This is a genomic window from Corynebacterium tuberculostearicum (assembly GCF_022347235.1).
GTDB lineage: Bacteria > Actinomycetota > Actinomycetes > Mycobacteriales > Mycobacteriaceae > Corynebacterium > Corynebacterium tuberculostearicum_F.
In genome coordinates this window covers 1-26,258 of record NZ_JAKRDX010000013.1, presented here as the reverse complement: position 1 = coordinate 26,258, position 26,258 = coordinate 1, and the positions used below count along the sequence as shown (strand labels likewise).

The 26,258-nt window shown below is 60.7% G+C and carries 22 protein-coding genes, 1 tRNA gene and 1 pseudogene; 15 read left to right on the top strand and 9 right to left on the bottom strand.

Annotation, left to right across the window (positions count from 1 at the left end):
• Window positions 1-39 precede the first annotated feature (39 nt).
• Window positions 40-115 (top strand) — tRNA-Thr (locus tag MHK09_RS08140).
• Window positions 116-170: 55 nt separating this feature from the next.
• On the opposite strand, the gene MHK09_RS08135 is transcribed toward MHK09_RS08140, so the two are convergent.
• On the bottom strand, window positions 171-1,793 hold the full coding sequence (locus MHK09_RS08135; protein WP_250413197.1) for an AMP-binding protein: 1,623 nt from the start codon (window positions 1,791-1,793) through the stop codon (window positions 171-173).
• 151 nt (window positions 1,794-1,944) lie between these two features.
• Between MHK09_RS08135 and MHK09_RS08130 the strand changes: the two genes are divergently transcribed.
• Genes MHK09_RS08130 through MHK09_RS08120 form a run of 3 tightly spaced genes read left to right on the top strand, consistent with a single transcriptional unit; the run spans window position 1,945 to window position 4,512 of the window.
• Window positions 1,945-2,760: a GDSL-type esterase/lipase family protein gene (locus tag MHK09_RS08130; protein ID WP_040424914.1), complete on the top strand. Its 816-nt coding sequence runs from the start codon at window positions 1,945-1,947 to the stop codon at window positions 2,758-2,760.
• Between the two features lie 52 nt (window positions 2,761-2,812).
• Window positions 2,813-3,898, top strand: coding sequence for an S-(hydroxymethyl)mycothiol dehydrogenase (locus MHK09_RS08125; protein ID WP_049377810.1), 1,086 nt, complete (start codon window positions 2,813-2,815; stop codon window positions 3,896-3,898).
• The gene (locus tag MHK09_RS08120) at window positions 3,898-4,512 is read left to right on the top strand and encodes an MBL fold metallo-hydrolase (protein WP_005323087.1); all 615 of its coding nucleotides are present in this window, start codon (window positions 3,898-3,900) and stop codon (window positions 4,510-4,512) included. Before MHK09_RS08125 ends, MHK09_RS08120 begins: the two co-directional genes overlap by 1 nt.
• 3 nt (window positions 4,513-4,515) lie before the next feature.
• On the opposite strand, the gene rfbA is transcribed toward MHK09_RS08120, so the two are convergent.
• The 7 genes from rfbA to MHK09_RS08085 all read right to left on the bottom strand — a co-directional run bounded on the left by rfbA (window position 4,516) and on the right by MHK09_RS08085 (window position 13,298).
• On the bottom strand, window positions 4,516-5,364 hold the full coding sequence (gene rfbA, locus MHK09_RS08115; protein ID WP_250413196.1) for a glucose-1-phosphate thymidylyltransferase RfbA: 849 nt from the start codon (window positions 5,362-5,364) through the stop codon (window positions 4,516-4,518).
• Complete coding sequence (gene rfbD / locus MHK09_RS08110) at window positions 5,365-6,720, bottom strand: dTDP-4-dehydrorhamnose reductase (RefSeq protein WP_250413195.1); 1,356 nt, start codon at window positions 6,718-6,720, stop codon at window positions 5,365-5,367.
• A 2-nt stretch (window positions 6,721-6,722) separates the two neighbouring features.
• Window positions 6,723-7,718 (bottom strand): dTDP-glucose 4,6-dehydratase, encoded by a 996-nt coding sequence (gene rfbB, locus MHK09_RS08105; protein WP_250413225.1) that lies wholly within the window; start codon window positions 7,716-7,718, stop codon window positions 6,723-6,725.
• Window positions 7,719-7,782: 64 nt separating this feature from the next.
• The gene (locus MHK09_RS08100; RefSeq protein WP_250413194.1) at window positions 7,783-9,261 is read right to left on the bottom strand and encodes an HNH endonuclease signature motif containing protein; all 1,479 of its coding nucleotides are present in this window, start codon (window positions 9,259-9,261) and stop codon (window positions 7,783-7,785) included.
• 141 nt (window positions 9,262-9,402) lie between these two features.
• Window positions 9,403-10,728 carry a M1 family metallopeptidase gene (locus tag MHK09_RS08095; protein WP_250413193.1) on the bottom strand — a complete coding sequence of 442 codons (1,326 nt, stop codon included), beginning with the start codon at window positions 10,726-10,728 and terminating at the stop codon, window positions 9,403-9,405.
• A 45-nt stretch (window positions 10,729-10,773) separates the two neighbouring features.
• Window positions 10,774-11,853 carry an alpha/beta hydrolase gene (locus MHK09_RS08090; RefSeq protein ID WP_250413192.1) on the bottom strand — a complete coding sequence of 360 codons (1,080 nt, stop codon included), beginning with the start codon at window positions 11,851-11,853 and terminating at the stop codon, window positions 10,774-10,776.
• A gap of 50 nt (window positions 11,854-11,903) precedes the next feature.
• A complete protein-coding gene (locus MHK09_RS08085) occupies window positions 11,904-13,298 on the bottom strand; it encodes an alpha/beta hydrolase (RefSeq protein ID WP_250413191.1) in 1,395 nt (464 codons plus the stop codon).
• 533 nt (window positions 13,299-13,831) lie between these two features.
• Here MHK09_RS08085 and lpdA point away from each other — a divergent pair.
• Entirely contained in the window at window positions 13,832-15,244 is a 1,413-nt protein-coding gene (lpdA, locus tag MHK09_RS08080; protein ID WP_005327177.1) for a dihydrolipoyl dehydrogenase, read from the top strand.
• Window positions 15,245-15,372: 128 nt separating this feature from the next.
• Here the strand turns inward: lpdA and ramB are convergent, their stop codons facing one another.
• Window positions 15,373-16,782 (bottom strand): acetate metabolism transcriptional regulator RamB, encoded by a 1,410-nt coding sequence (ramB, locus tag MHK09_RS08075; protein WP_250413190.1) that lies wholly within the window; start codon window positions 16,780-16,782, stop codon window positions 15,373-15,375.
• Between the two features lie 369 nt (window positions 16,783-17,151).
• Between ramB and MHK09_RS08070 the strand changes: the two genes are divergently transcribed.
• The 10 genes and pseudogenes from MHK09_RS08070 to MHK09_RS08030 all read left to right on the top strand — a co-directional run bounded on the left by MHK09_RS08070 (window position 17,152) and on the right by MHK09_RS08030 (window position 26,087).
• Window positions 17,152-17,907: a succinate dehydrogenase cytochrome b subunit gene (locus tag MHK09_RS08070; RefSeq protein WP_250413189.1), complete on the top strand. Its 756-nt coding sequence runs from the start codon at window positions 17,152-17,154 to the stop codon at window positions 17,905-17,907.
• Window positions 17,908-17,922: 15 nt separating this feature from the next.
• Window positions 17,923-19,938: a fumarate reductase/succinate dehydrogenase flavoprotein subunit gene (locus MHK09_RS08065; RefSeq protein WP_005323075.1), complete on the top strand. Its 2,016-nt coding sequence runs from the start codon at window positions 17,923-17,925 to the stop codon at window positions 19,936-19,938.
• Window positions 19,938-20,687 (top strand): succinate dehydrogenase/fumarate reductase iron-sulfur subunit, encoded by a 750-nt coding sequence (locus MHK09_RS08060; RefSeq protein ID WP_005327185.1) that lies wholly within the window; start codon window positions 19,938-19,940, stop codon window positions 20,685-20,687. Before MHK09_RS08065 ends, MHK09_RS08060 begins: the two co-directional genes overlap by 1 nt.
• Window positions 20,688-20,743: 56 nt before the next feature.
• A complete protein-coding gene (locus MHK09_RS08055; RefSeq protein WP_005323072.1) occupies window positions 20,744-21,118 on the top strand; it encodes a hypothetical protein in 375 nt (124 codons plus the stop codon).
• Between the two features lie 286 nt (window positions 21,119-21,404).
• Window positions 21,405-21,926: pseudogene (locus tag MHK09_RS08050) on the top strand (IS6 family transposase); the annotation flags it as partial.
• Window positions 21,927-22,342: 416 nt separating this feature from the next.
• Window positions 22,343-22,687, top strand: a complete 345-nt coding sequence (locus MHK09_RS11800) for a pentapeptide repeat-containing protein (protein ID WP_366511715.1) — start codon at window positions 22,343-22,345, stop codon at window positions 22,685-22,687.
• Window positions 22,688-23,478: 791 nt separating this feature from the next.
• A complete protein-coding gene (locus MHK09_RS08045; protein ID WP_250413188.1) occupies window positions 23,479-24,813 on the top strand; it encodes a DUF445 domain-containing protein in 1,335 nt (444 codons plus the stop codon).
• A gap of 19 nt (window positions 24,814-24,832) precedes the next feature.
• Window positions 24,833-25,270: a CGLAU_01105 family protein gene (locus MHK09_RS08040; RefSeq protein ID WP_150851019.1), complete on the top strand. Its 438-nt coding sequence runs from the start codon at window positions 24,833-24,835 to the stop codon at window positions 25,268-25,270.
• Between the two features lie 5 nt (window positions 25,271-25,275).
• Window positions 25,276-25,566 carry a DUF2516 family protein gene (locus MHK09_RS08035; protein WP_150851018.1) on the top strand — a complete coding sequence of 97 codons (291 nt, stop codon included), beginning with the start codon at window positions 25,276-25,278 and terminating at the stop codon, window positions 25,564-25,566.
• Window positions 25,566-26,087, top strand: coding sequence for a beta/alpha barrel domain-containing protein (locus tag MHK09_RS08030; protein ID WP_250413187.1), 522 nt, complete (start codon window positions 25,566-25,568; stop codon window positions 26,085-26,087). Before MHK09_RS08035 ends, MHK09_RS08030 begins: the two co-directional genes overlap by 1 nt.
• Window positions 26,088-26,258: the final 171 nt, after the last annotated feature.

The following is a 26,258-nucleotide window of genomic DNA, read 5'->3' as shown; positions in this document are numbered from 1 at the left end:
AGACTTTCTCTTGCTGCACTGGCGCATGCCGAGCAGCGCGCCGCCTTAGCTCAGTCGGTAGAGCATTTCACTCGTAATGAAAAGGTCGCGAGTTCGATTCTCGCAGGCGGCTCCACAGTGGCCGCAGGTGTATAGCCTGCGGCCTTTCGCGTGTTCGGGGGCGGCGCGCGCTAAGCCTCGCCGTGCTTATTGAGCAGGCGCGGGACCACCTTGCCGGTGGCGTTGCGCGGGAGCTTGGCCAGGAAGTGCACGTCGCGCGGCACGGAGTGATCGGCGAGCTTGGTGCGGACCCAGTCGCGGATGGCGTCGGCGGTGAGGGCCTTTCCGGCGGCGTCGGCAGTGGGCACCGCCCACACCGCGATGCGTTGGAAGGTCTCGCTATCCTCTACGCCGCCAGCATGAACCTCGTGGATGCCGGGCATGGCCTCGAGGACCTCGGTGACGGACTGCGGGTGGACGTTTTCGCCGCCGACGATGATCATGTCATCGGCGCGGCCCACCACGTGCAGGAAGTCGTGCTCGTCGATGTAGCCCAAATCGCCGATGGAAATGAGCCCGTCCACCTTATTGAGCCGCAGGTTCGGGTTGGTATAGCCGGTCATCGCAGTGGAGTTGGTCAGGTAGATCTCTCCCACCTCGCCGCGCGGAACCGGGTGGCCCTCCTTATCGAGGATGCGCAGCTTCGTGCCGGAGGCCACGCGTCCGGCGATGGTGGGGTTGGCGGCTACCTGGTCCATGCTGGCGGTCGTTGCCAGTGCGAGCTCGGTGGAGCCATAGACATTGCAGAGGATGGCACCGAAGCGCGCATTGGTCTCCTTGACCACCTCCGGGGTTAGCGCATTGCCGGCCGAGGCGATGAATTTCAGGCTAGAGGCATCGAACTCACCGGCCGGATCCCGCTCTACCAAGCGCTTAAAGAAGATAGGGGAGGAGATCATGCCATCCAGGCGGTAGCGCTGGACGTCGTCAAGCACCTGCTCCGCGTCGAATACGCGGCGGGTGACGATGGTATTGCGCAGGCCCAGCGCGATATTGATGCAGGCCCAACCCCAGGTGTGAAAAATGGAGGCGGTGAGCTGCAGGCGCTGGTCGGCGCGCCACGGAATCGTATCCACGATAGAGGCCAGCACCACGGGCAGGGTGGGCTCCGGCCGCACAATGCCCTTCGGAATGCCGGTGGTGCCGGAGGACATGAGCACGATCGGGCCGTGTTTGGGGAAGCGCGGCAGCTCCACGGCCGGTGGATTCTTCACAATCTTGTCTAGCTTCGGCAGCTCGCTTGCCCCGGTATCGTGCGCAATGATGACCGGAATATCGGTGTCCACGCGGTCGATGAATTCATCATCCACGACGAGCACATTGATGCCGTTTTCCTCGATACATCCGGCCAGCTGCTCCGGTGAAGAGCCCACGTTGAGCAGGTAAATAGAAGCGCCCACATAGCCCTTGGCGCCGAGCGGGATGATGATGCCGCGGCCGTTGCGCGCCATGACGCCGAGGCGAATCTCGGGTAGGTCCAGCGAGCGGAGGTAGCGAGCGAAGCCCTGCGTGTGGGTGCGCAGCTGGCGGTAGGTGAGGGTGCCGTCGTCGTCGATAAGCGCTAGGCGCTCTGGGCAGGTGAGGTAGCCCTGCTCAATTTCACGTGCGGTGGTGAAGCGGTAGCGGGCCAGGTTAGGTAGCAAACTGAGCTGGGCCTTCGCGCCGCCTTGGTGGCTGATGAGTCCGGCGTTATAAAGCGCCGGCACGAACCGGCCGAGGGCTGCTGCGTGGAATGTGAAATCAGAAAAATTCACGGTTGGGGTAGCTCCAAATAAGCGAAGATAACAAAAAGGTAACCATGGACGATATCGTGAGAGAGGCGCGCGGTGTTGCCGCCAACTCGAAATATGTTACAGAAGTGACTACAGTTACCAGAAGTTACTGGTGTTTCTAGAAAAGGATCTCATGAAATCTCTGCAGCTCAAAGTCCTCTCCGTGGTGGCTTCCGCGCTGGCCGTCGTAGGCGTGGCTGTCGCGCCGCAGGCCACCGCCGCGGAGCGCAACCTGGTAGCCTTCGGCGATTCCGTCCTTGCGGATCCAGACGCCGGCTCCTACTTTGCTCACCGTTTCGATCCCTCTAAGGGTGTGGGCGTTGATTGCCCTACCTCCAATAACTACGCCAAGCGCGCCGGCGCCAAGCTGCGCCTTCCGGTGCGGGATTTCTCCTGCTCCGGTGCCGTGTCCATGTCCAAGGGTCCGCAGGTTTCTCAGCAGGTGGATGCGGCCATCCGTACCGGCGCGCTGAGCCCAGCCACTAACCGCGTGGTTATCACCACTGGCTTTAATGACACTTACAACCACCGCGATATGAGCCTGCCGCAGATTCGCAAGCAGTTCGCGGACCGCACCGCCCCGCAGATCGAGCGCATCAAGCGCGCGGCCCCGAACGCTCGCGTTCAGATCGTGGGATACCCCACCATCGGCACCGGCCCTTATTACTGCCTCTTCCACTTCGGCCCGCGCCCGGCTGATTCCACGTTCCTGCCGGGTATTCAGGACTTTGAGAATAAGGCACAGTGGATGCAAGTGGATCTGGCGGCGCGCACCGGCGTGCAGTTCTTGGATATGAAACCTTCCACCCGCAATAACGGCATGTGTGCCGATGCAAATCAGCGCATGTGGGCTGGTCTGGTGGACTTTAGCGCTGGCGATGGCAACCTTCCCATCCACATGAACCAGCGCGGCCACGAGCATGCGGCCAACGTCATTGCCCGCTCTTAAAAAGAATTTTCAATAATGCGCCGATTTTGAAAATACTGGTACGCTCGGGCGCATGACTGTAAAAGCTGTTATTGCCCGCTCCAAGGGCGCGGAAGTCGAAACCGTCAATATTGTTGTCCCCGACCCCGGCCCTAACGACGTCATCGTGCGCGTGCAGGCCTGCGGCGTATGCCACACCGACCTTGCTTACCGCGATGGCGATATTGAAGACGCCTTCCCGTTCCTGCTCGGCCACGAGGCCGCAGGCGTGGTGGAGACCGTAGGTTCTGCGGTCACCCACGTGGAGGAGGGCGACTTCGTCATTTTGAATTGGCGCGCCGTATGCGGCGAGTGCCGCGCTTGCAAGAAGGGCGAGCCAAAGTACTGCTTTAATACCCACAACGCCTCCAAGAAGATGACCCTCGAGGATGGCACTGAGCTTACCCCTGCGCTGGGCATCGGTTCCTTCGCGGAGAAGACCCTGGTCCACGAAGGCCAGTGCACCAAGGTGGAAGACACTGACCCAGCCGCTGCAGGCTTGTTGGGCTGCGGCATCATGGCGGGCCTCGGCGCAGCCGTGAATACCGGTGACATCCAGCTCGGCGAGTCCGTAGCCGTCTTCGGCTGCGGCGGCGTCGGAATGGCCGCCATTGCGGGCGCCAAGCTGGCGAGCGCGGCAAAGATCATTGCTGTGGACATCGACGAGTCCAAGCTGGAAACCGCCCGCGAGTTCGGCGCGACCGACACCATCTGCTCCAAGGACCTGTCGGAACAGGAAGTCATCGACGCCGTCCGCGAGCTCACCGGCGGCTTCGGCACCGACGTTTCCATCGACGCCGTGGGTATCCAGCCCACCTGGCGCCAGGCCTTCTACTCCCGCGACCACGCCGGCCGCATGGTCATGGTGGGCGTGCCAAACCTCACCGACCACGTGGACATTCCCGCCATCGACCTCTACGGCCGCGGCGGTTCCATCAAGCCAGCGTGGTACGGCGATTGCCTCCCAGAGCGCGATTTCCCCGCTTACGTAGCGCTGTCCAAGGCCGGCAACTTCCCGCTGGACAAGTTCGTCACCGAGCGCATTGCGCTTGACGACGTCGAGCAGGCCTTCGCCACCATGAAGTCCGGCAAGGTCCTGCGTTCGGTGGTGGAGTTCTAATGCGTATCGATAGCACGGTTACTTCTGGCAAGTTCCGCCTCGACGGCGGCGAGTGGGACGTGGACAATAACGTCTACGTCGTAGGTGATGACTCCAGTGTTTATGTGGTGGACCCCTCCCACGACCTCGATGCGGTAGCAGAGCTCGTTGGCGATCGTCGCGTGGAAGGCATCTTGCTCACCCACGCGCACAACGACCACTGCGAGCTCGCTCCCGAGGCCGCCAAGCGCTTCGATACCGAGGTCTACCTGCACCCAGACGATGACATGCTGTGGCAGGAGTCCAATGGCGATGCTCCGTACACGCCATTGGCGGACCGCGGTCAGTTCGATATTGGCGGCGAGAAGATTACGGTCTACCACACCCCGGGCCACTCGCCGGGCTGCGTGGTGCTGCACGTGGGCGAGACGCTGCTGTCGGGCGATACGCTCTTCAACGGCGGCCCTGGTGCCACCGGCCGCAAGTACTCCGACTTCGATGTGATCATCGAGTCGCTGAAGAACGTCGTCTTCACCCTGCCGGAGGACACCAAGGTCCTGCCAGGGCATGGCGATGCCACCACGGTGGGCGCGGAGGCCGCGCGCATCGACGAATACATCGAGCGCGGCTACTAGCCTCTAGTACGCCCGCAGGTACTCGCCGTAGCCGGACTTAAGCAACGGCTCGGCGAGTTTTTCTAGCTGGGCGCGGTCGATGAAGCCGGCTTCGAAAGCGGCCACTTCTGGTGAGCCAATAACGATGCCGGTGCGTTTTTGCATCACCTCGACGTAGGCGGAGGCCTCGCTCATCGAGTCCACCGTTCCCGTATCGAGCCACACGCTGCCGCGGTGCAGGCGCTGCACATTCAGCTCGCCGCGGCGCAGGTACTCTTCGTTTACGGCCGTGATTTCCAGTTCGCCGCGGCCGCTGGGCTTGATGCCCCTGGCTATCTCCACCACCGAGTTGTCGTAGAAGTACAAGCCCACCACCGCGTGGTTCGACCGCGGCACTTCCGGCTTTTCCTCGATGCTGAGCGCACGGCCTGCGGTGTCGAATTCCACGACACCGTAGCGCTGCGGATCCGAGACCTCGTAGGCGAAGATGATGCCGCCTTCCGGATCTTGGCAGTGGGCGAGCTCGCCGCCGAAGCCGTGGAAGATATTATCGCCGAGCACCAGCGCGACGCTGTCGTCTCCAATAAACTCCTCGCCAATCAAGAAGGCCTGCGCGAGCCCCTCCGGCCGCGGTTGGACCGCGTAATCGATCATCAGCCCAAGCTGCGATCCATCGCCAAAGAGCCGCTGGAAGGCCCCCGCATCCTCTGGGGTGGTAATGATGAGGATCTCCCGAATACCCGCTTGAATGAGCGTGGTTAGCGGGTAATAAATCATCGGCTTGTCATAAATGGGCATGAGCTGCTTCGAGATGCCCTTGGTAATCGGGTAGAGCCGCGTGCCGGACCCGCCGGCCAGGATGATGCCTTTCATTTAATCCTCCGGGTACAGCGCCAAGTACAGGGCAAGGGCCGCGCGCCAGTTCTGCGGCTTGAAGCCCGTAGCCTCGATTTTATCTAGCGCAAGCGTCGACTCCTTGGGGCGCGGCGCCTCGGGGCCCGCGATCTCGCGGTACTGCTCGGTGCTAACCGGAGTGACCTCGGCCGGGTCGTGGCCGAGCCCGATGAACACGGCCATGGCAATCTCATCGCGGCCCACGGTATCGCCCGAGTTGGAGAGGTTATACACGCCGTAGTCCGCGCCAGAGTTAAGCAGGTGCACGATGCCCTTGGCTAGGTCCTCGGCAAACGTGGGTCGCCCGCGCTGGTCATGGATGACCTTCGGCTCCACGCCCTTAGTGGCCAGCCGGCGCATGGTGGACATGAAATTCTCGCCATCGCCAAAGACCCAGGAAGTACGGATGACGTAGTGCTGCGGCGCGGTCTGCGCGGCGGTATCGCCCGCGGCTTTCGACGCCCCATACGCACTCAGCGGCGACGGCAGTTCCTCCTCAGTGTGGACCTCGTTGGTGCCGTCGAAGATGTAGTCGCTCGACACATGCACCAGCGTGAGTTGGTTCTCCGCGGCGATGCGCGCCAGCCGTGCGGGCGCTTCCGCATTGACGGCCCAGGCGGCGGCGCGGTCGCTTTCGGCGCCGTTGACGTCGTTATACGCCGCGCAATTGATGATGGCGGAGTACTGCTTCCAATTCCGTTCTGGTGGGTCGGTGATGTCGAAGTCGGCGTGGGTACAAAAATCGGCGTCGGCAAGCAGGCGCTTGAGCGCCCGCCCCAACTGCCCGTTCGCCCCGGTGACGAGGATGCGCCGGGCGGGCATCGGGCTCACGTCTTTAAGAGCGGGGTGCTGCTTGTCCTTCTCTGAAATCTCGGTGGGCTCCAGCGGCCAGTCCACGATGTTGAGGTTCACCGCGGCGTAGCGAGCTTCGGCCGACCAGTGCTCATTCACCAGGTAGCAGTAGGAGGTTTCCTCCAACGCCTGAAAGCCATTGGCGACGCCCCGCGGGACAAACACCGCAGTCTCCGGCCCTACCTCGTGGGTGACGACCTCGCCAAAGCTATCCGACCCCTCGCGCAAGTCGCACCATGCGCCGAAAATCTTGCCCTGCGCCACCGAGACGAGCTTGTCCCACGGCTCAGCGTGCAGTCCGCGCGTAACACCGGCGTGGTTGAAAGAGATATTGTTCTGCACCGGCTGGAAGCTCGCGAGCTCGGGCGCGAGCTCGGTGAATTTTTCGCGTTGCCAATTCTCCTTGAACCAGCCGCGGTTATCGCCGTGCACGTCGAGGTCGATGATGAGCAGCCCCGGGATGGCGGTTTCGGTAATACGCATATCTACTGTCCTTGCTGCTTGTAGCGGGCTTCCACGTTTTCTTTCTCGGGCTTCCACCAGCCTTCGTTCTCGCGGTACCACGCGATGGTGTCTTCGAGACCGGTGCGGATATCCGTGAACCGCGGGGTCCATCCCAGCTCGCGACGCAGCTTGGCGGCGTCCATGGCATAACGCTGGTCGTGGCCGGGGCGGTCCGCCACGTGCTCATAAAGTGCGCGCCCATTGCGGGTATGGCCCATGATTTCGCAGATCAGCTCAATGACCTGCTTATTATTAATATCTTCCTGGTCCGCGCCGATATTGTAGGTCTCGCCGATGCGGCCCCGCTCGAGGATGGCGAGCACCGCTTCGTTGTGGTCATCGACGTGGATCCAATCGCGTACCTGCTCGCCGGTGCCGTAGAGCTTGGGGGTGTGTCCGGAGAGGATATTGGTGATTTGGCGGGGGATGAACTTCTCGATGTGCTGGTAAGGCCCGTAATTATTGGAGCAGTTTGAGATGGTGGCGCGCAGTCCGAAGGAACGCACCCATGCCCGCACGAGGTGGTCAGACCCCGCCTTGGTGGCCGAGTAGGGGCTGGAGGGAGCGTAGGCGGTGTGCTCGGTAAATTTGGTCGCTGCTCCTATCTCGAGGTCGCCGAAAACTTCGTCGGTAGAGACATGGTGGAGGCGGGTATCGTGCTTGCGGCAGGCCTCCAAAAGGGTGAATGTGCCTACGAGGTTCGTGTGGATGAAGGGTGAGGGGTCGCGCAAAGAATTGTCGTTATGGGACTCGGCGGCAAAATGAACCACTACATCGGCAGTGGCGACGAGCGGTTCTACGGTGGCGGGATCGGCGATATCCCCCTCCACGAGGTCAATATCGAGGCCGGCGAGGTTGGCGCGGTTTCCGGCGTAGGTGAGTTTATCGAGCACCGTAACGCGGGTATCGGGGCGCGCCTGGCATATTAGGCGCACGAAATTGGCGCCGATAAAACCGGCGCCGCCAGTGACGAGCATCGTTTGCATGGTTATCCAGTGTAGGGCAGTCGGGCGCGCGGCTGTGGCAGGCCGCGGGCCCCGGTCAGGCCGCGCCCGGGGGTGAGGGCGGTGGCGAAGGCGGATCAGTGAGCCTGCGGGCCGGGGCTTGTTCCGCGGCGGGGTGGTCGTTGACCTCCACGGTGGGCGATAAGCCGTTGGTGTGGGCAGCTCGGTATCCTACCCGGCCGGTGTTGGGGTCTCGTTCGGCGTGTCCCATTCCGTTGCGGCCATCGCGGTAATCGTTATTGTCCACGTGGTGCCGGCGGCACAACAGAGTGAGGTTTTTGAGGTCGGTGGCGCCACCGTGAGACCAGGCTTGGAGATGGTGGACGTCGCAGTCTTGCCACGGGCGGTTACATTCTGGGTGCGTGCAGACGAGTTCGGAGGCTGCGAGAGCGAGCTTCTGCCACAGAGAAGCGGTGCGCTTGGTGCGGCCAAGCTCGAGGGGGAAGCCCTTGTCGTCCACGGCACAGAAGAAATCGTGCCGCGCGCCGCCGAGGCGGAGAAGGTCGAGCGGGGTGAGCTCGATGCCGGTGCTGGTGGCGAAACGGGTATCTCCGCCCATCGCTTCCAGCTCCTCCAGGGTGGTGGCGACGAAGAAGGAGCCGAGACCGTCGGAGTTCTTTTGGGTGGCGGAAAGATAGCTCGATAGCGCAGCGGTCAATTGGTCCGCCATGCGTTGGGTATAGGTGCGGATATCGTCCTCGGGGCTGAGGTCCGCGCTGCCCTTATTCTTTGCGGGCGCGAAGGCGCTGGCGAGGATGGCAGCTGCGGAGGCATCGAGGTAGCCGGAGATGTGCACGCCGCCGTCAGCGTCTTGGCGGGAGATGCTAAAGCGGCGTTTGCGGGTAGCGGCGTGTGGGTCGGGTTCGCCGGCAGGATTAAGGGCGTGCTTATTCGCTTTGCGGATGGCCTTGCGTAGCCACTCGCGCAGGGAATCGAAGGAGCGGCGCTTGGCCTGTTCGAGGGCCTGGTTGCGCAGTTCGCTTGGGCCGGGGATGGCGTACTTGCTGAGGCTACGTAGCTCATTCTCGATGAGGTTGAGGATGCGCTCGGGAATAGGCTCTTCCTCGAAGAGCTTCTTGCGGCGCTTCTCTTCCTCGCGGCGCTCGCGGTCAGCGCGGCGGCGAGCTTCTTCTTCGGCTTGGGCGCGTGCGGCTTCGTCGGCATCGGGGTCCGCAGGGGGAGCCGGCTCTGGATCGGGGATGGGTGCGAAGAGGTTGCGTCCATTGCGGAGGCGGGCGGCGGCCTCGGCATCGGTAAGGCCTAGGCGCGTGGTCAGGTAGTCCTTAGCCTTGGAAGAACCAACGCGGCGGCCGGCGTCATCCCGCTCCGCGATGAAAGCGAAGGCGGCATCGATGGTGGACTTATTTCCTAGCGCCCGCTCCAAGTGTTCGAAATGTGGATGCAGCAGTTCGAAAGAGAGGTCGGAGGGATCCTGCATGAGGCCGCGCAGCTGAGTGAGCCCAGTGGCAATCTGCGCGATGGCGGAGTCTATCTCCGCGTGCTTGGTGGTGTGCATGATCCCTCCCTTCCTATTCGTTTACATGTTCTATTTTACCCAGATAAAACACCCCGTCAACAGGAAAGAAGGGATTGGTCAATAGAGTAGACATTCCCCAAACAAACGCAGTCAAAACCCCACAAAACGGGGCCAAAACCACTAACTCGGGAAGGGAGGAAGGGCCTTCTGGTTAAGCCAGGCGTCTACGGTGGCGTCGAAAAGCGCGGCGTCAGGAGCGGCGGCGCGGAAGGCATCCAGCAGCATGGAAGGCTCTACTACCGAGTGTTGGTGCTCGGTGAGGTAGCTGCGGAGGGTGGTAAAGAAGGCGTCGCCAAGCAAGCGGTGAATGGCGTGCACGGTCAAGGCCCCGCGCTTATATACGCGGTCATCGAACATATCGCGCGCACCCGGATCAGAAACGGTGAGATTCTGCGCCTTGCGCCCCAGGACGTTGTAGTGGGAACGCGCCGCCTCACGCGCGGTGGTCTCGCCCTTGTGCTCGCCCCATAGCCACTCGCTGTAACAGGCAAAACCCTCGTTGAGCCAGATATCCTTCCACTCGCCCAGGCCCACGGAATTGCCAAACCACTGGTGGGAAAGCTCATGAGCGATGAGGCGCTCAAAGGCATGATCGCCCTTGATGTGGTTGGAGCCAAAGATGGACAGGCCCTGCGCCTCCAGTGGAATCTCCAGCTCATCTTCCGTGATGACCACCTGATAATCCGCAAAGGGATACGGGCCGTAGAGGGAAGAGAAGAAGTCCACCATTTCCTGCTGCTGGGCAAACTCATTCAGCACGCGCTCGCGCAGCGCGGCCGGCGCCCAAGCACGCGTGGAAGGGCCCAAATCAAAAGTAGAGAACTCTCCTACCTGCACCGTCGCCAGATAGGTGGCCATGGGCTCGCGGGTGCGGTAGTGCCAGCGCGTGGTGGAACCGCCCGCCCGGCGGGAGACAAGGTCACCATTAGATACCACGATGAAGGGATCATCGGCCGTAATGATGATGTCATAGAGTGCCTTGGCAGAAGGCGTATCGTCGCAGGGGAACCAGCTTGGCGCACCATTGGGCTGGCTGGCCACCAGCGAACCGGACTCGGTTTCTTCCCAGCCAATCTCGCCCCAGGTGGTGCGGATCGGCCGCGGGCTGCCGCCATAGCGAATCACCAGCTCAAACTCCGTGCCGGCCGCAATCTCCTCAGCAAAGCGCAGGCGCAGCTTCCCGGAGGACTGGCGGAACTTAGCCACCCGCGGCGCACCCTTTGCGGTCACGCGCCGAGCCACCATCGCCCCGCCCAGATCCAGGGTCAGGGACGCCAAATCTTCATCGGCCCGGATGGCCAAAGTAGCCTCGCCGTGGAGCAGGTTGGGCTCCACGCGGTAGGTCAGATCCAGCGTGTAGTGGGAAACCTCAAAACCGAGGTTAAAATCCACGCCGGTATAAGGATCAGTGTGGGCACGCGAAAGGGCGGTAGGAAGCAACTTCATAATGCTGCAAGCCTACCGCCCTTTTAGCCGCGGAAAGAAACGAGCTTATTTATTGAAAGCGCGCTCGAAGACCGGCCAAGAATCCTTGAGGTCCGCAATCCAGTGCGGCCAGGAGTGGGTGCCGGTATTGCGGAAGTTATAGGTTGCCGGGATGCCAGCCTGGTCCAGCTTGGCCTTGAAGTTGTGGGTGCAGTAGTTCACGCCGGCCTCGATGGCACCACCTTCGACCTGCAGCTGAGCGGAGCCCACAGCAGCGGCAGCAGGGTTAGCTCCCTGATTCGTATAGTAAGAATACGTATCGGTTTCTCCGGCCAACCCAGAACCGGAAGAGATGTACAGCTCCGTGCCGCGCAGCTTCTCATGGTTCATCATCGCGTCGTTGTAGCGGTTGGTGGGGGAGCCGAACGGGCCCCACATTTGCTCCGCGGTCGCACCACCGCGGTTGACGGTGAGCTCAACGGCCTTGTGCTCTACCGGGTAAGCGGTAGCCGCGCAGCCGGCGTAGGAACCCACGGCGTCGTAGAAGCCCTGGTTGTGCTCCGCCAGCAGCAGGGAAGAGGTTGCGGACATGGACATGCCCGCGATGGCACGGTGGTTATCGGCCTTGATGTGGCCCTCGATGGCGCCCGGCAGTTCCTTGCTAAGGAAGGTTTCCCACTTCTGTGGGCCCTTGAGGTACTTGGAGTTCGGTTCGGAGACCCAGTCGGTGTAGTAGGAGAAAGCACCGGCCTGTGGGACGACCACGTTGACGTTCTTGGAGTGGTAGAAATCGACGGCGTCGGAAAGCTTCAGCCAGTCCATGTCCTGCTCCGCGCCGCCTGCACCATTGAGCAGGTAGATGGTGGGGCGGTTCTCGTCCGTCGCGCGAATGACAGCCAGCGGAATCTTGCGGCCGTTCATGGCAGGGGAGGTGGCCTGCAGCTTTTCGACGCGCGGATCGTCCTTGTACTTCTGGTACCAGGTCAGCTGCTCCAGCTCTGGGGTGACCTCCAGCGGAGCCAGGGTGGACTGGGCGGCGTTGCCCGCTACCTGTTGCGGGGTGAGCTGTGCGGCCCCCGCCATTGGGGCGCAAGCCAAGCCTGCACACACGGCGGTGGCGGCAAGGATGGAGCTAAGACGCTTCATAGTGCTTCTTTCCTATAGTTATGAACTCGCTGATTATACTTCTGCGCTACTTATTCCGCGACGCCGCCAGCCTCTGCGGCTCCAGCGGCCTCTGAGCCCTCTGCGTCCTTGCCCTCGACAAAGTCCTTGTCTGGGGACTGGTCAGCGGCGCTCGGGGCGTCCTTAACCTGCGCATCTTCCTCGGCCTGCGGTGCCTCGATGGAAAGCTCATTGGGCTTTACCTCTGGCTCGGCCGGTGTCTCTGCAGCATCCTTGGCAAAGCCGCGCTCGAAGGTGGCCCAGGAGGTGAAGAGATCATTGCGCCAGCCCGGCCAGGAGTGGGTGCCGGTATTGCGGAAATTCCAGTCCGCCTTCATACCCTGGGAATCCATCTTGGCCTTAAGATCGTGGGTGCAGGAGTTCATCGCGGCCTCGATGACGCCGCCCTCAACGATGAGGGTGGACGAGCCCTTAGCGCCCCAGTCATTGGCGCCGCCCAGGCCGGAGTTGACCGAAACATAGGTCTCGGACTGGCCCAGGTTATTCGGGTTAGCGTTCACCAAGGCATCGTTGTACACGTTGTACTCGCTGCCCATAGCGCCCCACATCTGGTCGGCCGAGCCACCGCCGCGGTTGACGGTCAGCTGGGTGTATAGGCGTGGCAGTGGGCGAGAGGTGGCAGCACAGCCAGAGAAGGAGCCCACGGCGTTGTAGAAGCCCGGGTTGTGCTCCGCCAGCAGCAGGGAGGAGGTCGCGGACATGGACATGCCGGCAATCGCGCGCTTGCCATTGCCGCCGATGTGGTCTTCCAATGCGCCCGGCAGTTCCTTGGTGAGGAAGGTTTCCCACTTCTGCGGGCCCTTGAGGTAGCCGCTATTCGGGGAAGATACCCAGTCGGTGTAGTAGGAGAAGGCGCCGGCCTGCGGGATGACCACGTTGACGTCCTTGGAGGTGTAGAAATCCACCATGTCCTGTACGCCCTCGGCCTCAGGGTCGATGTCGTGGTTAGCAGTGGCGGTCAGCCAGTCCATGCCCTGCTCGGCGCCGCCGGCGCCGTTGAGCAGGTACAGGGTGGGGCGCTTCTTATCAAAGTTGCCGTCCGGGGTGATGACCGCCAGCGGAACCTCGCGGCCGCCCATCGCGGCGGAGGTGGCGGTCAGGGCCTTAACGTGGTTGCCGTAGTGCTTGTCCTGGCCACTCTTGTGGCCGAAGGCATAGCCTTTCCACTTGTCCTTATCTTTCAGCTTGGCAATATCCACCACGCGGTTTTCGCCTTCGGTGGTGATGGCGTAGTTGATGTTTTCCGGATCTGCCGATTCGGTGAGGTTAACCTCGCGGATGGTGGACGGGGTGGCGTCACCCTGGATCTCGGCCGGCTCGACGGCGGAGGCGAGAGGGGCGGAGAGGACTCCTGCCGCGATGGCGATGCCTGCGACGCTGGAGCCGATAGAGCGCAAAGTATGCATATTTTTAGCTTCCTCGAATTAAGAGAATCTTCTCAGTAGGTATCGTTCCGCAAAGCGGGAATGTTAGCAAGACTCTATGCCTTAATAGCCCTTTTAATGTAGCAAAACCTGTGACGCATGTGGTTTGTGTGCCATAATTCTGAACGCGGCGCGTATGTAACGGTGGCGCTACAATCTCCGCTAGTACTAAACGTGTGAATAATGCGGTCCCCAACCGCGGACCCATCCCTCGCTCTAGGCAAGTAAAAACACAGAAAGAAGCATAATGAACGTTTTCGATTCCATCCTCGTGTCCATCAACGAAGTTCTGGGCCAGTTCCTGCATACCGGTTCTTCCATGTCCTCCACCGCTGCACTGGCTCTCGGCCTGTTCTAAAACACCGATTCCATAGCCCTGCGTGGGGGCGTCGCGCGCTTGCCGACGCCACCGTGCAGGGCCTTTGCGTGTTTTACCCCCGAAGCGTGGGGTACTCGGGCACAAGAGTGTGACCCAATGCGCGACATGGAGGGGAAAGTTACGTATCCTAAAGGGCGTGACTAATGAACATTATGACGTAGTAGTACTCGGCGCGGGCCCTGGCGGCTACGTGGCCGCCATCCGTGCAGCTCAGCTTGGTAAGAAAGTTGCCGTAATCGAGAAGCAGTACTGGGGCGGTGTCTGCCTCAACGTAGGCTGCATCCCTTCCAAGGCGCTGCTGAAGAACGCTGAGGTTGCCCACACCTTCAACCACGAGGCCAAGGACTTCGGCATCTCCGGTGATGTCTCCTTCGACTTCGGTGTTGCCCACAAGCGTTCCCGCAAGGTTTCCGCGGGCATCGTCAAGGGTGTCCATTACCTGATGAAGAAGAACAAGATCACCGAGATCAACGGCCTTGGCTCCTTCAAGGACGATAAGACCATCGAAATCACCGATGGTGATGACAAGGGTAAGACCGTCACCTTCGATGACTGCATCATCGCTACCGGCTCCGTGGTCAAGTCCCTGCCGGGCGTAGAGCTCGGTGGCAACATCGTGTCCTACGAGGAGCAGATCCTCAACGATGAGGCCCCGAAGTCCATGGTTATCGTCGGCGCCGGCGCCATCGGCATGGAATTTGCTTATGTTCTGTCCAACTACGGCGTGGACGTCACCATCGTGGAGTTCATGGACCGCGTCCTGCCGAACGAGGACAAGGACGTCTCCAAGGCCATTGCCAAGGAATACAAGAAGCTCGGCGTTAAGCTGCTGACCGGCTACAAGACCACCTCCGTGAAGGACAACGGCGATAATGTCACCGTTGAGGTGGAGTCCAAGGACGGCTCCAAGCAGGACACCCTGACCGTGGACCGCGCCATGATCTCCATCGGCTTCGCCCCACGCACCGAGGGCTTCGGCCTGGAGAACACCGGCGTTGAGCTCACCGAGCGCGGCGCTATTGCCATCGATGACACCATGCGCACCAACGTCGACCACATCTACGCCATCGGTGACGTCACCGCGAAGCTGCAGCTGGCCCACGTTGCTGAGGCACAGGGCGTTGTCGCCGCAGAGACCATCGCCGGCGTGGAGACCCAGCTTCTGGGTGACTACATGAACATGCCGCGCGCTACCTTCTGCAACCCGCAGGTCGCTTCCTTCGGCTACACCGAAGAGGCCGCAAAGGAGAAGTTCGCGGACCGCGATATCAAGGTCGCTACCTTCCCGTTCTCCGCTAACGGCAAGGCTGCCGGCCTCAATGAGACCGCGGGCTTTGTCAAGCTCATCGCGGACGGCGAGTACGGCGAGCTCATCGGCGGCCACATGGTGGGCTCCAACGTATCCGAGCTGCTGCCGGAGCTGACCCTGGCGCAGCGCTTCGACCTCACCGCTGAGGAAATCGGACGCAACGTTCACACCCACCCGACCCTCTCTGAGGCCATGAAGGAAGCAGCCGAGGGTATCGGCGGCCACATGATTAACCTCTAAGCAGGGCTGTTTGCCGACGTCGCCTTTGAGCGCGACGCCAGCGGCACCGCACCGTTCGCCCCCCTCGTCGGAGGGAGGCGGACCGCGGTGCCGCTTTTTTATGTGCATTCCACCTGGGTGGCAGCGCGTTAGTACGGTGCCACGGCGGAGCGGTGGGCATCGACGTTGATGACCTCGTTGATGGGTGGAAAGGCGCGCTGCGCGCAGTTCTCGCGCGGGCACGTGCGGCAGCCGGAGCCGATGGGGGTGGCCGAGGAAAGATCGCTGAGATCGAGCCCCTCGGCGTAGACGGTGCGGTCGGCGTGCCGGGCTTCGCAGCCTAGTCCGATGGCGAAGAGCTTATCGGTATCGCCAAAACGCCCTTGGTGGTGCTGGACGGCGCGTGAAATCCACAGGTAGTTGCGGCCATCGGGCATTTGGGCCAGCTGGCGGGAGATAATGCCGGGCTGGGCGAAGGTCTCGTAGACATTCCACAGCGGGCAGGTGCCGCCGTTATTGGAAAAGTGCACGCCGGTGGCGGATTGGCGCTTGGACATATTTCCTGCGCGGTCGACGCGGACAAAAGTAAAAGGAATGCCGCGGAGGTTATCGCGCTGCAGGGTGGACAGGCGGGAGGCCACGGATTCATAGCCCACGCCGAAGACCTGGCAGAGGTATTCCACGTCGTAGCCGGAACGCTCGGCTTCGGAATGCATCAGTGCATAGGGCATCACGGTGGCGGCGGCGAAGTAGCTGGCCAAGCCGCGCTGTGCGAGGTTGCGCGAAGCATCTGAGGTAAACGGCTCCTCCTCCACTAAGGCGGCGATGTCCTCCCCGGCCTCGAGGAAGCTCAGCTCCGCGGCCATGCGGAAGGCGCGCTGGCCTTCGCTCAGGCGCGACGCGAGCCGGAACTCGCCGGTCTCGCGGTCAAAACTGTGTAGCGTGCCATCCATCTGGGAAGTGATGCGGATATCTACGTTGTGGCGATCGCGCAGGCGCTGGGCCAGGGCATGTTCGGTGTCGCGAATGCCGAAGTGGGTGACCGAGAGGGCGTCGGCAAGCTGCTCTGCATGGTGGTCCAGGTTGTCCAAGTAGTTTTGACGAGCGTAGAAGAAGTCACGCACCTCGTCGTGCGGCATGGATAGGGCCTGGGTGGCCTCGGTGGTGCGGCGGGCATCGGTGGCCAGCGAGAGCTTATCGCGCACATTGCGGTAGCGGCGGTGGACATCCACCAGCGTGCGAGCCACGGTGGGGTGGTTATAGACCAGCTCGGAGAGCTCCTGCAGCTCGACAGGGGAGGGGCAGAGCTCCTTGTCCTGGATGACGTCCTGGATCTCCGCGAGGAGGCGCGAGTCATCGTCGCGGGAGAAGAAGGTGGCGTCAACTCCGAAGACCTCGGTGATGCGAAGGAGGACCGGAACGGTAAGTGGCCGAACGTCGTGCTCGATCTGATTGACGTAGCTGGCGGAGAGCCCCAGCGTCGCAGCAAGGGAGGCCTGACTGAGATCGCGCTCACGGCGAAGCTGGCGAAGGCGAGATCCCACATACGTCTTACTCATGCCGGCAAGGTTACTGGCTGGCCTGCGGGTGTGCACCTTAATCGCAAAGATCTTGTGAAGAATGTTCACCCGCCTGTGGGCTACATGTGGGTTTCATGCGAAAGTTTGACACATAAAGGGGTGGGAGGATCACTCCTGTAACACTAGGTGACCAAGTTCACATGTGGGAAACAATTTACGCAACGTCAATATTGCGGAATTGCGAGCAGCCAAGGTAGTGACGTTTTGCGTTCAGGCTTATAAGGCAACCCTTACCTAAAAGAATTCTGACTTTAACCGTACCACCGTACCGTTAGGTGAAACGCCGCCGGAATTGACTGGTAACCAGCGGTTAAGCCCAGTTAAAGTGAGGACGACAATGGAGGTGTCATGACTTTAAGAAATCCGGACCGTGAGGCAGTAGCTCACGGCCACATCACTAACGAACCAATCCGCCAGAAGCCGGGAGTGCCCTCCTGGGTTCTGAAGCTCATCATGGCCGTCACTGGCCTGCTTTTCGCCCTCTTCGTTGTTGGCCACATGGCCGGCAACCTGAAGCTGTACTTGCCGGCGCACGGCGGCGAAGAGGCGCTGGATGAATACGGCGCATTCCTGCGCTCTATGGGCGAGCCGTTGTTCCCGCATGAGGGCGCATTGTGGATCATTCGCGCCGTCCTGCTGGTTGCCATCATCGCCCACATCTACGGCGCGATTGCCTTGACCACCCGCTCCAAGGCATCCCGCGGCAAGTTCAGCCGCAGCAACCTCATGGGTGGCCTGGATTCCTTCGCCACCAAGACCATGCTGGTCTCCGGCCTGGTGCTGCTGCTGTTCATCATCTTCCACCTGCTGGACCTGACCATGGGCGTACAGCCCATCGCCCCAGGTGACTTTGCAGAGGGCGCGGTGAAGGCCAACATGATTGCAACCTTCAGCCGCTGGCCGGTCACCATCGTGTACGTGATTGCCATGTGCTTCCTGTTCCTGCACCTCACCCACGGCATTCGCCTTGCCGCTTCTGACCTGGGTATCACCGGTGCGAAGTGGCGTCAGACCTTCCTGATCCTGGCGTACGTCATCCCGGCCGTTGTCTGCATCGGCAACATCGTTATGCCTTTGTCCGTTGCCCTGGGCTTGGTCAGCTAAAGGAGTTAGAAACCCATGACTAATACTGAACTCAAGCGCGAGCACCCTAAGTTCTCGCACCCACAGTCCATCGTTCCGGGCGTATCTGCCGGCAACATCCTGGAATCCCACGAGCCGCACGGCGTGCCGATGAAGGATATGTGGTCCCACCAAAAGGACCACATGCAGCTGGTCTCCCCGCTGAACCGCCGCAAGTTTGAGGTCCTCGTAGTTGGCACCGGCCTCTCCGCCGGCGCCGCTGCGGCCGCACTGGGCGAGCTGGGCTACAAGGTAAAGGTATTTACCTACCACGATTCCCCGCGCCGCGCGCACTCCATCGCCGCGCAGGGTGGTGTCAACGCTTCCCGTGCCAAGAAGGTGGACAATGACTCCGCCTACCGCCACACCAAGGACACCGTGAAGGGCGGCGACTACCGCTGCCGTGAGTCCGACTGCTGGCGCCTGGCAAACGAGTCCGTTCGCGTTATTGACCACATGAACGCCATCGGCGCCCCATTCGCTCGCGAGTACGGCGGCACCCTGGCTACCCGTTCCTTCGGTGGTGTGCAGGTCTCCCGTACCTACTACACCCGTGGCCAAACAGGTCAGCAGCTGCAGCTGTCCACCACCTCGGCGCTGTACCGCCAGATCGGCCTGGGCAACGTGGAGCTCTTCGCTCACAACGACCTGCAGGACATCATCGTCTACAACGACAACGGTAAGAAGCGTGCCGGCGGCATAGTTACCCGCAACCTGATTACCGGTGAGCTCAAGGCCTTCACCGGCCACGCAGTCGTGCTGGGTACCGGCGGCTACGGCAACGTCTACCACATGTCCACCCTGGCAAAGAACTCCAATGCCAGCGCCATGATGCGTGCGTACGACAGCGGTGCCTACCTGGCTTCCCCGGCCTTCGTGCAGTTCCACCCGACGGGCCTGCCGGTCAACTCCGATTGGCAGTCCAAGACCATCCTGATGTCGGAGTCCCTGCGTAACGACGGCCGCATTTGGTCCCCGAAGAAGGAGGGCGACGACCGCGACCCGAATACCATTCCGGAAGAAGAGCGCGACTACTTCTTGGAGCGCCGCTACCCGGCATTCGGCAACCTGGTTCCGCGCGACGTTGCTTCCCGTGCCATCTCCCAGCAGATCAACGCCGGCCTGGGCGTTGGCCCGCTGCATAACTCGGTGTACCTGGACTTCCGCGACGCCATCGAGCGCCTGGGCAAGGACAAGATCCGCGAGCGCTACTCCAACCTCATCGAGATGTACGAAGAAGCCATCGGCGAGTCTGCTTATGAGACCCCGATGCGCATCGCCCCGACCTGCCACTTCACCATGGGTGGCCTGTGGACCGACTTCAACGAGATGACCTCTATCGACGGCCTCTTTGCCGCCGGTGAGTGCTCCTGGACCTACCACGGTGCTAACCGCCTGGGTGCTAACTCCCTGCTTTCGGCTTCCGTCGATGGCTGGTTCACCCTGCCGTTTACCATCCCGAACTACTTGGCCGACCACCTCAACGAGGAGAAGCTGGCCGAGGATTCCCCAGAGGCACAGGCAACCCTGGCGCAGTCCCAGGAGCGCATCGACCGCCTCATGGGCGTGCGCGGTGAGAACCCGCACGGTCCGTCCTACTACCACCGCCAGCTGGGCGATATCCTCTACCACGGCTGCGGCGTCTCCCGTAACGTCGAGGACCTCAAGACCGCGATCACCAAGATCCGCGAGCTGCGCGAGGACTTCTGGGCTAACGTCCGCATTCCGGGTGAGTCCAACGACATGAACCAGGTGCTGGAGTACGGCCTGCGCGTTGCCGACTACCTGGACTTGGGTGAGCTCATGTGTGTTGACGCCCTGGACCGCGACGAGTCCTGTGGTGCTCACTTCCGCGAGGACCACCTCACCGAGGACGGCGAGGCAGAACGCGATGATGAGAACTGGTGCTTTGTTTCCGCATGGGAGCCGGGCGCAAATAAGAACGAGTTTATCCGCCACGCCGAGCCGCTGTACTTTGATTCGATCCCGCTGATGACAAGGAACTACAAGTAATGAAACTGACACTTGAGATCTGGCGTCAAGCCGGACCGACCCAAGAAGGCCACTTCGAGACCGTCCAGGTGGATGACGCCTCTGAGCAGATGTCCATCCTGGAGCTGCTGGACCACGTCAACGAGGGCTACATTGAGCGCGGCGAAGAGCCCTTCGCCTTCGCCTCTGACTGCCGTGAGGGCATCTGTGGTACCTGTGGTCTGACCGTCAACGGCCGTCCACACGGCCCTGGTCAAAACACCCCGGCCTGCCAGCAGCGCCTGTTCAACTTCACTGATGGCCAGACCATCAAGCTGGAGCCCTTCCGTTCCGCTGCCTACCCGGTCATTAAGGACATGATCGTGGACCGTGCGGCACTGGATCACGTGATGGAGCAGGGTGGCTACGTTTCCATGGATGCTGGCACCGCCCCGGATGCGGATACCATGCACATCAACCATGAGACCTCCGAGTACTCGCTGGACCACGCTGCCTGCATCGGCTGCGGTGCCTGCGTCGCTGCCTGCCCGAACGGTGCGGCTCACCTGTTTACCGGCGCAAAGCTGGTGCACCTCTCCCTCATGCCGCTGGGCAAGGAAGAGCGTGGCCGCCGTGCCCGCAACATGGTCGACGACCTGGAGGCCAACTTCGGCCACTGCTCCCTCTACGGTGAGTGCGCTGATGTTTGTCCGGCCGGCGTTCCGCTGACCGCAGTTTCTGCGGTTACCCGCGAACGTGCACGTGCTGCTTTCCGTGGCAAGGACGACTAAGCTAAGGTTATTCCGTAGGAATACTAGGAACGAGAGAAAGACAGAAAGACTCCGCTATGAGCGATAACACCCACGCAGTCGCTGACTACGCCAGCGAGACCTACCCGGAGTTCTCCGGCAAGATTCAGGACACCTACATTGAGGGCTACGATCCAGTATCCTTCGGTGCTCCTCACTCTTCCCTTCTGCGCACCTCCACCTGGGTGGGCATGGGTCTGATCCTGTCTTGCCTCCCAGCCGCCGGCATCCTCATCTGGGGCCTTGGCGTGTGGGACAACCCCATCGGCACTGCCGGTGAGGGCAACTACTCCCTGACCATCATCATCGGCATTATCGCTCTGGTGGCTGTGGCTATCGCCGCATTCGGCACCGTCCACTACGGCCGTCGCTACTACCGCAAGTACCGCAAGGAAACCGGCCGCGCCAACTAGTATTCGCTCTTAAGCCAAGCACCAACAGCCCCCGCTCCCCACAGCATGCACGCCATGCAGGGAGGCGGGGGTTGTTGCATATCCTCCGCCAAAGGCCCAAGAAGTCGCCAACATAGCGTTGCTTTAAGCTGCGCTTGCCGACGCCTCCCTCCTTACCGTTGCTTCAACGCCCCCCCAGATCGCGATCGAGAGGTGCTCCCCGCGTTCGTAGTTGAACGAAGGCGGATCAGTGGGTGCTGTTGCAAAGTTGGGGCAGTAGGAAGAGCGACGTGAAATAATCACAGCCATGGGTATCTTCTCCGGTCGTCATTTCCCCCGTGACATCATTCTGTGGGCAGTGCGGTGGTACTGCCGCTACGGGGTGAGCTACCGCGATCTGGAGGAAATGATGACCGAGCGGGGCGTGCCGGTCGATCACACCACGATCTACCGCTGGGTCCAGAAATACGCCCCTGAGCTGGACAAGCAAACACGGTGGTACCGGCAGGTACCTGATTGGCAGGCCAGTTCCTGGCGGGTGGATGAGACCTATATCCGGGTCGGTGGCAGGTGGTGCTATCTCTATCGGGCGATCACCGCCGGTGGTCAGACCCTGGACTTTTACCTCTCTCCGAAGCGGAACGTGGCTGCAGCGAAGCGTTTCCTGGCCAAGGCCCTCAGATCCAATGCGTCAGCCGGGTATCCCAGAGTGATCAACACCGATAAAGCACCCTCACTAGCCAGGGCAATCGCCGAGTTGAAGTCAGAGGGAATCTGCCCGCCAACAGTGGAACACCGGCAGGTGAAATACCTCAACAACATCTTCCAGAATATCTAAGCAGGCTGGGCCATAATGCTGGCCAGGCGACGAAGAAAGGAGTGTTCGCGGTTCTCCACCCAACTTTGCAACAGCACCCCCGTATGCAACTCGATGCTAGAGACAAGAAATACAGTTTCGCTTTTCACCGTGAGTAGACATGGAAAATAGCAAAGTTCTTGTTTTAATTGGAATCACCCTAATTATTTGGTGCGCGTTATACAGGTACAGAACAACCACCGCTAAATGGGTTTTTATTGCAGCCTCTTTAAGCACCTGTCTAGCGTTTGTCCTAGGTCTATCAGGATTTCTAGGGTTAGGTCATGGTTACATCGATTTGTTGTCTCTAGTAAACGTATTTTTAAACGCATTTATATTGTTGGCCATAGGCCAGTTCCACAATCGAAACAGATCGGACCACGTAAAAGATGTATAGAGCAATGCCCCAAACGTGGGTCACGGGACTCGCTGGTAAAGACATTTCCGGGAAAGATATGTCCAACTATGACCTGACGGATATCAATCTCGAAGGAAGCATATGCAAAGGATGCTCGTTTCGCGGCTCCATGGTGGCATGGGCTAACTTGAAATCGGCAGATTTCACCGACGCAGATTTTACGAACGCAATTCTTAGCGAGTCAGACCTTCGTGGAGCGACATTAACGCGCGCGAATTTTACGAACGCATATCTGGTACCTGTTACCGCCAATCCAAGGCAATTCTCTGGATGTACAGGTTTGGATGCAAGGAATGCGATATTTTATAGCCCTTGATTGCGCCTACACGAATTCCGTTTGAACCCTTCTTTATAATGAGCATTGAAAACGTGTAAACAACGCAAGGTGAGGGTAAATCAGCGCACTCGCCGAGCCCGCCATAAATCAGAACATATGCTAAAGCATATGTTCTGATTTTGTGGTTTTAGCTGCTGGTTTCCCTAGAGAAGATGAAAGCAAGGGGCAAATCGACATGATAATGCGTGTCTCTGGGTGAACCTGGGCGGATTTTTACTTTGCGTACTTCTGGGCATTAAAAGCCTCTGACGCTGCTTCCGGGAAAGTTGGAATTGGGGATGTGGTTATGACACTACGGTTGGGCTCTATCCAACAATCGCTTTCGAGGGGGATAGCCTTCTGCTGCTCGGACACGTCACCGCGTTTCGTGATGCGAACGTAGTCTTGATCAATAAATTCGCTGCGCCAGCAGAGTGTCAGCGCAGCGATGTGCAGAGACAGAGACGAGGAGGCCGAGGATTAGTCGTCCTTCAGGCCGCCGATAACCTTGTTGGCCTTATCCTTCATACCCTCGGCAGCATCGAAGAGCTTATCCTTAGCCTCGGAAGCGACCTGGTCAACCCCATTAAGACCGCCTGCTTAGACAAACGAAGTAAGTATTTGTGCTGGTGGGTGTTTATCTTCATCTAACAGAAAACCGGGCCCCTTCAGTTCAGATTCTTTGTTGTCCATAAACTTAATTACTGAAGGCAGAGGTCGAGTGCTTTTAAGTACGCACTAGTCTTAATGGCCGAAGCCTGAATACATCTTCACAATCCCAAGGAGAACTCATGACGCACCGCGCGGACGAAGGCCTAGAAACGGCTACGGCATCGGCATCGTCGGGTGCTGCTCCGGTGCCGCAGGCTGGCAATCAGGAGGCTCGGCGTGCGGACCTGCGCCGGTGGAAGGCGATTGCGCTGTCGTTCCTGATTGGTGCCGCGGTGATCTTTTTGGGGTGTTCGTGGTGGCAGGCGTCGGAAAGCGGGGCTCCGGTATGGGTGGGCTACGTGCGTGCAGCGGCCGAAGCTGGCATGGTGGGTGGCCTGGCGGACTGGTTTGCGGTGACCGCGCTATTTCGCCGGCCGATGGGACTGCCCATCCCGCATACGGCGCTGATTCCAAATAATAAGGACCGCGTGGGCGATGCCTTAAGTGACTTCGTGGAGGAGAACTTCCTTACCGCAGATGCGCTCAGCACCAAGGTGCGGGAGGCGGAGCTGCCGCTATGGCTGGCGCGCCAGGGCGTGGAGCCCGGCAAGGCGGAGGAGGTCTCCGCGTGGATTGGTCAGCGTGCCGCCAGCGTAGTCGCAGATTTGGACCCCGAAGAAGCAGAGCATTTCATCCGCACCCAAGTCATGGACCGCCTGGCCGAGCCAGAGTGGGGCCCGCCGCTCGGCAGGTTGCTGGAGGGCTATATTGCAGATGGCAAGGCCCGTCCGTTGGAGGATGACCTGATTGACTGGGCACACGGCAAGATTTTAAGCATGGAGTCCACCGTGGTCACCGCGATCGATGAGCGCATGCCCGGCTGGGCGCCGCGCTTTGCCCGCGAGATGGTGGGGGAGAAGGTCTATACCGAGCTCGTGGAATTTGCTGATGAGGTGCGCCGCAATGGCAACCACGAGGCCCGCCTAGCCATTCGCCGCAACCTGTCCAAACTAGCCTCGGACCTGCAGTGGGATGCGGACATGCGAGGGCGCATCGAGGGCATCAAGCAAGAAATGCTCGCCTCCGACCAAGCCCAGCAGGCACCGGCGGCCATGTGGCGCACGGTATCCACCACGCTCATTGACCAGCTCAATGACCCAGAGTCCTTCCTACGCCAGAAGATTACGGCCAAGGTAAAGGAGCTGGCGCACCGCCTGCTCGAGGACTCCGAATTCCTGGCCCAGGCCAATGCGCTCGTGGACAAGGCCGCGCGCTACGCGGTGGAGAAATTCGCCCCGGAAATTATCGCGATTATCCCGGAGACCATCAAGCGCTGGGATGCGGAGGAAGCCTCCCAGAATATCGAGCTCATGGTGGGCAAGGACCTGCAATTTATTCGTTTGAACGGCACTATCGTCGGTTCCCTGGCAGGATTGGTGATATTCGCGATCAACCACCTTATCTTTGGTGCATAGACAAAAGGAGAAATGAGCAATGAGCGATAATAAGAAGATTTTCGATTCCCTGAAAGATGCCGGCAGCGCTGCTTTTGAGGTAGCCAAGGACTTCGGCGGACGCCTGCAAGAAGAACGCACCCAGCACGCTCATGGCGCGCAGGCTGAGAGCCCCTATGGCAACACTGGCAAGGATGGCTTGGTGGATAAGGCCACTGCTACCGCGAAGGAGTTCGGGGCCACTGTGAAGAAGGCTGCCGATGGCACCCGCGAGTCCGCGTCTTTTGCTGACGCCAAGGGCAAGTTCACTACCGCCTACCAAGAGACCCGTGGGGGCGTCATGGACGCCTATAATTCCGCCCAGGCCCGCCGCGCGGAGAAGAAGAATGCGCCGCGCCCCGGCCAGAATTCGGCTCCTTCGCAGGGCGATAATATTATCGATGGCGAAGTAATCGACACCGACGACCCACAGAATTAATCTGCATGTATTTCCTTTATGAACTTGCCTGGAATCTAGACGGCTACATCTTCCGAATCCTCACCCTGACCGCCATCGTCGGTGCGGTGCTTGCCGCCGCCACGCGCGAGGACGCCTTCCGCGCCGGCGACCGTCAGGGCAAGTGGGTGTGGGTTGGCCTGCTGGCGGGCTCGGCGGTAGCGATGGCCACCGGCATGCCATTCCTGTCCTGGATCGGCACGGTCATTACCGGCGTGTACTGGTTTGATGTGCGCCCGCAGCTCAAGGCCATCATCAACGGCGATTACAGCTACTAATGCTTAACCTGCTTGCTGCCCCGGCCGCGACGGTCAAGGACCGCGCCGCCGATAACACCGTCGTGGTCTCCCCACACCACGTTTCCACTGCCGCGGGGGCCGGCGCGGCCGATATCATCTCCGTCGCCGGCTATCCCACCGGCCGCCACCACACGCTCATCAAGGCCTCTGAGGCGCGCTTGGCCATCCAATCCGGCGCCAGCGAGGTGTGGGTCAGCCTCGATGAGACCGTGGCGGATGCCAATGCCGTGCTCTCTGAACTCATCGCCATCCGCGAGGCCTGCCCGGATCCGGCCCGCTTGGGCCTCCTCGTGCCGGAGGCTGTGGGCGCAGATGCGGCCAATGCCGCCGCTGCCGCGATTACGGCTGCACAGCAAGCCGGTTATCAGCGCCTCATTGTGCGCAGTTCTGCCGCCGTGGACAACGAGGAATCCGGTGCCGGTGAAGAAGGCATGAAAAAAGGACCGGCGTTGGCCGCTGCCAAGCTTCCGGTCCTCGAATTTCCCGCCGCTGCGATTTAGGCGGCTTTCTCCTGCGCGTCCTGCTGCGGCGCGCCATTGTTAGACCCGCCGTTGCCGGTGGTGCCCTCGCCGCCACCGGCCAGTTTATCCATGTCGTTCATCGGAACATCGGTGCCGGTAATGGTGAGCTTGAGTTCGCCATCGAGCACCTCTACGGAATCGACGTTCATG

What these genes read in the sequence shown, in the direction of transcription:
- MHK09_RS08130 (WP_040424914.1), top strand. Translation starts at nt 1,945, where the DNA reads ATGAAATCTCTGCAGCTCAAAGTCCTCTCCGTGGTGGCTTCCGCGCTG.
- MHK09_RS08125 (WP_049377810.1), top strand. Translation starts at nt 2,813, where the DNA reads ATGACTGTAAAAGCTGTTATTGCCCGCTCCAAGGGCGCGGAAGTCGAA.
- MHK09_RS08120 (WP_005323087.1), top strand. Translation starts at nt 3,898, where the DNA reads ATGCGTATCGATAGCACGGTTACTTCTGGCAAGTTCCGCCTCGACGGC.
- rfbA (WP_250413196.1), bottom strand. Translation starts at nt 5,364, where the DNA reads ATGAAAGGCATCATCCTGGCCGGCGGGTCCGGCACGCGGCTCTACCCG.
- rfbD (WP_250413195.1), bottom strand. Translation starts at nt 6,720, where the DNA reads ATGCGTATTACCGAAACCGCCATCCCGGGGCTGCTCATCATCGACCTC.
- rfbB (WP_250413225.1), bottom strand. Translation starts at nt 7,718, where the DNA reads ATGCTCGTCACTGGCGGCGCCGGTTTTATCGGCGCCAATTTCGTGCGC.
- MHK09_RS08100 (WP_250413194.1), bottom strand. Translation starts at nt 9,261, where the DNA reads ATGCACACCACCAAGCACGCGGAGATAGACTCCGCCATCGCGCAGATT.
- MHK09_RS08095 (WP_250413193.1), bottom strand. Translation starts at nt 10,728, where the DNA reads ATGAAGTTGCTTCCTACCGCCCTTTCGCGTGCCCACACTGATCCTTAT.
- MHK09_RS08090 (WP_250413192.1), bottom strand. Translation starts at nt 11,853, where the DNA reads ATGAAGCGTCTTAGCTCCATCCTTGCCGCCACCGCCGTGTGTGCAGGC.
- MHK09_RS08085 (WP_250413191.1), bottom strand. Translation starts at nt 13,298, where the DNA reads ATGCATACTTTGCGCTCTATCGGCTCCAGCGTCGCAGGCATCGCCATC.
- ramB (WP_250413190.1), bottom strand. Translation starts at nt 16,782, where the DNA reads ATGAGTAAGACGTATGTGGGATCTCGCCTTCGCCAGCTTCGCCGTGAG.
- MHK09_RS08070 (WP_250413189.1), top strand. Translation starts at nt 17,152, where the DNA reads ATGACTTTAAGAAATCCGGACCGTGAGGCAGTAGCTCACGGCCACATC.
- MHK09_RS08065 (WP_005323075.1), top strand. Translation starts at nt 17,923, where the DNA reads ATGACTAATACTGAACTCAAGCGCGAGCACCCTAAGTTCTCGCACCCA.
- MHK09_RS08060 (WP_005327185.1), top strand. Translation starts at nt 19,938, where the DNA reads ATGAAACTGACACTTGAGATCTGGCGTCAAGCCGGACCGACCCAAGAA.
- MHK09_RS08055 (WP_005323072.1), top strand. Translation starts at nt 20,744, where the DNA reads ATGAGCGATAACACCCACGCAGTCGCTGACTACGCCAGCGAGACCTAC.
- MHK09_RS11800 (WP_366511715.1), top strand. Translation starts at nt 22,343, where the DNA reads ATGTATAGAGCAATGCCCCAAACGTGGGTCACGGGACTCGCTGGTAAA.
- MHK09_RS08045 (WP_250413188.1), top strand. Translation starts at nt 23,479, where the DNA reads ATGACGCACCGCGCGGACGAAGGCCTAGAAACGGCTACGGCATCGGCA.
- MHK09_RS08040 (WP_150851019.1), top strand. Translation starts at nt 24,833, where the DNA reads ATGAGCGATAATAAGAAGATTTTCGATTCCCTGAAAGATGCCGGCAGC.
- MHK09_RS08035 (WP_150851018.1), top strand. Translation starts at nt 25,276, where the DNA reads ATGTATTTCCTTTATGAACTTGCCTGGAATCTAGACGGCTACATCTTC.
- MHK09_RS08030 (WP_250413187.1), top strand. Translation starts at nt 25,566, where the DNA reads ATGCTTAACCTGCTTGCTGCCCCGGCCGCGACGGTCAAGGACCGCGCC.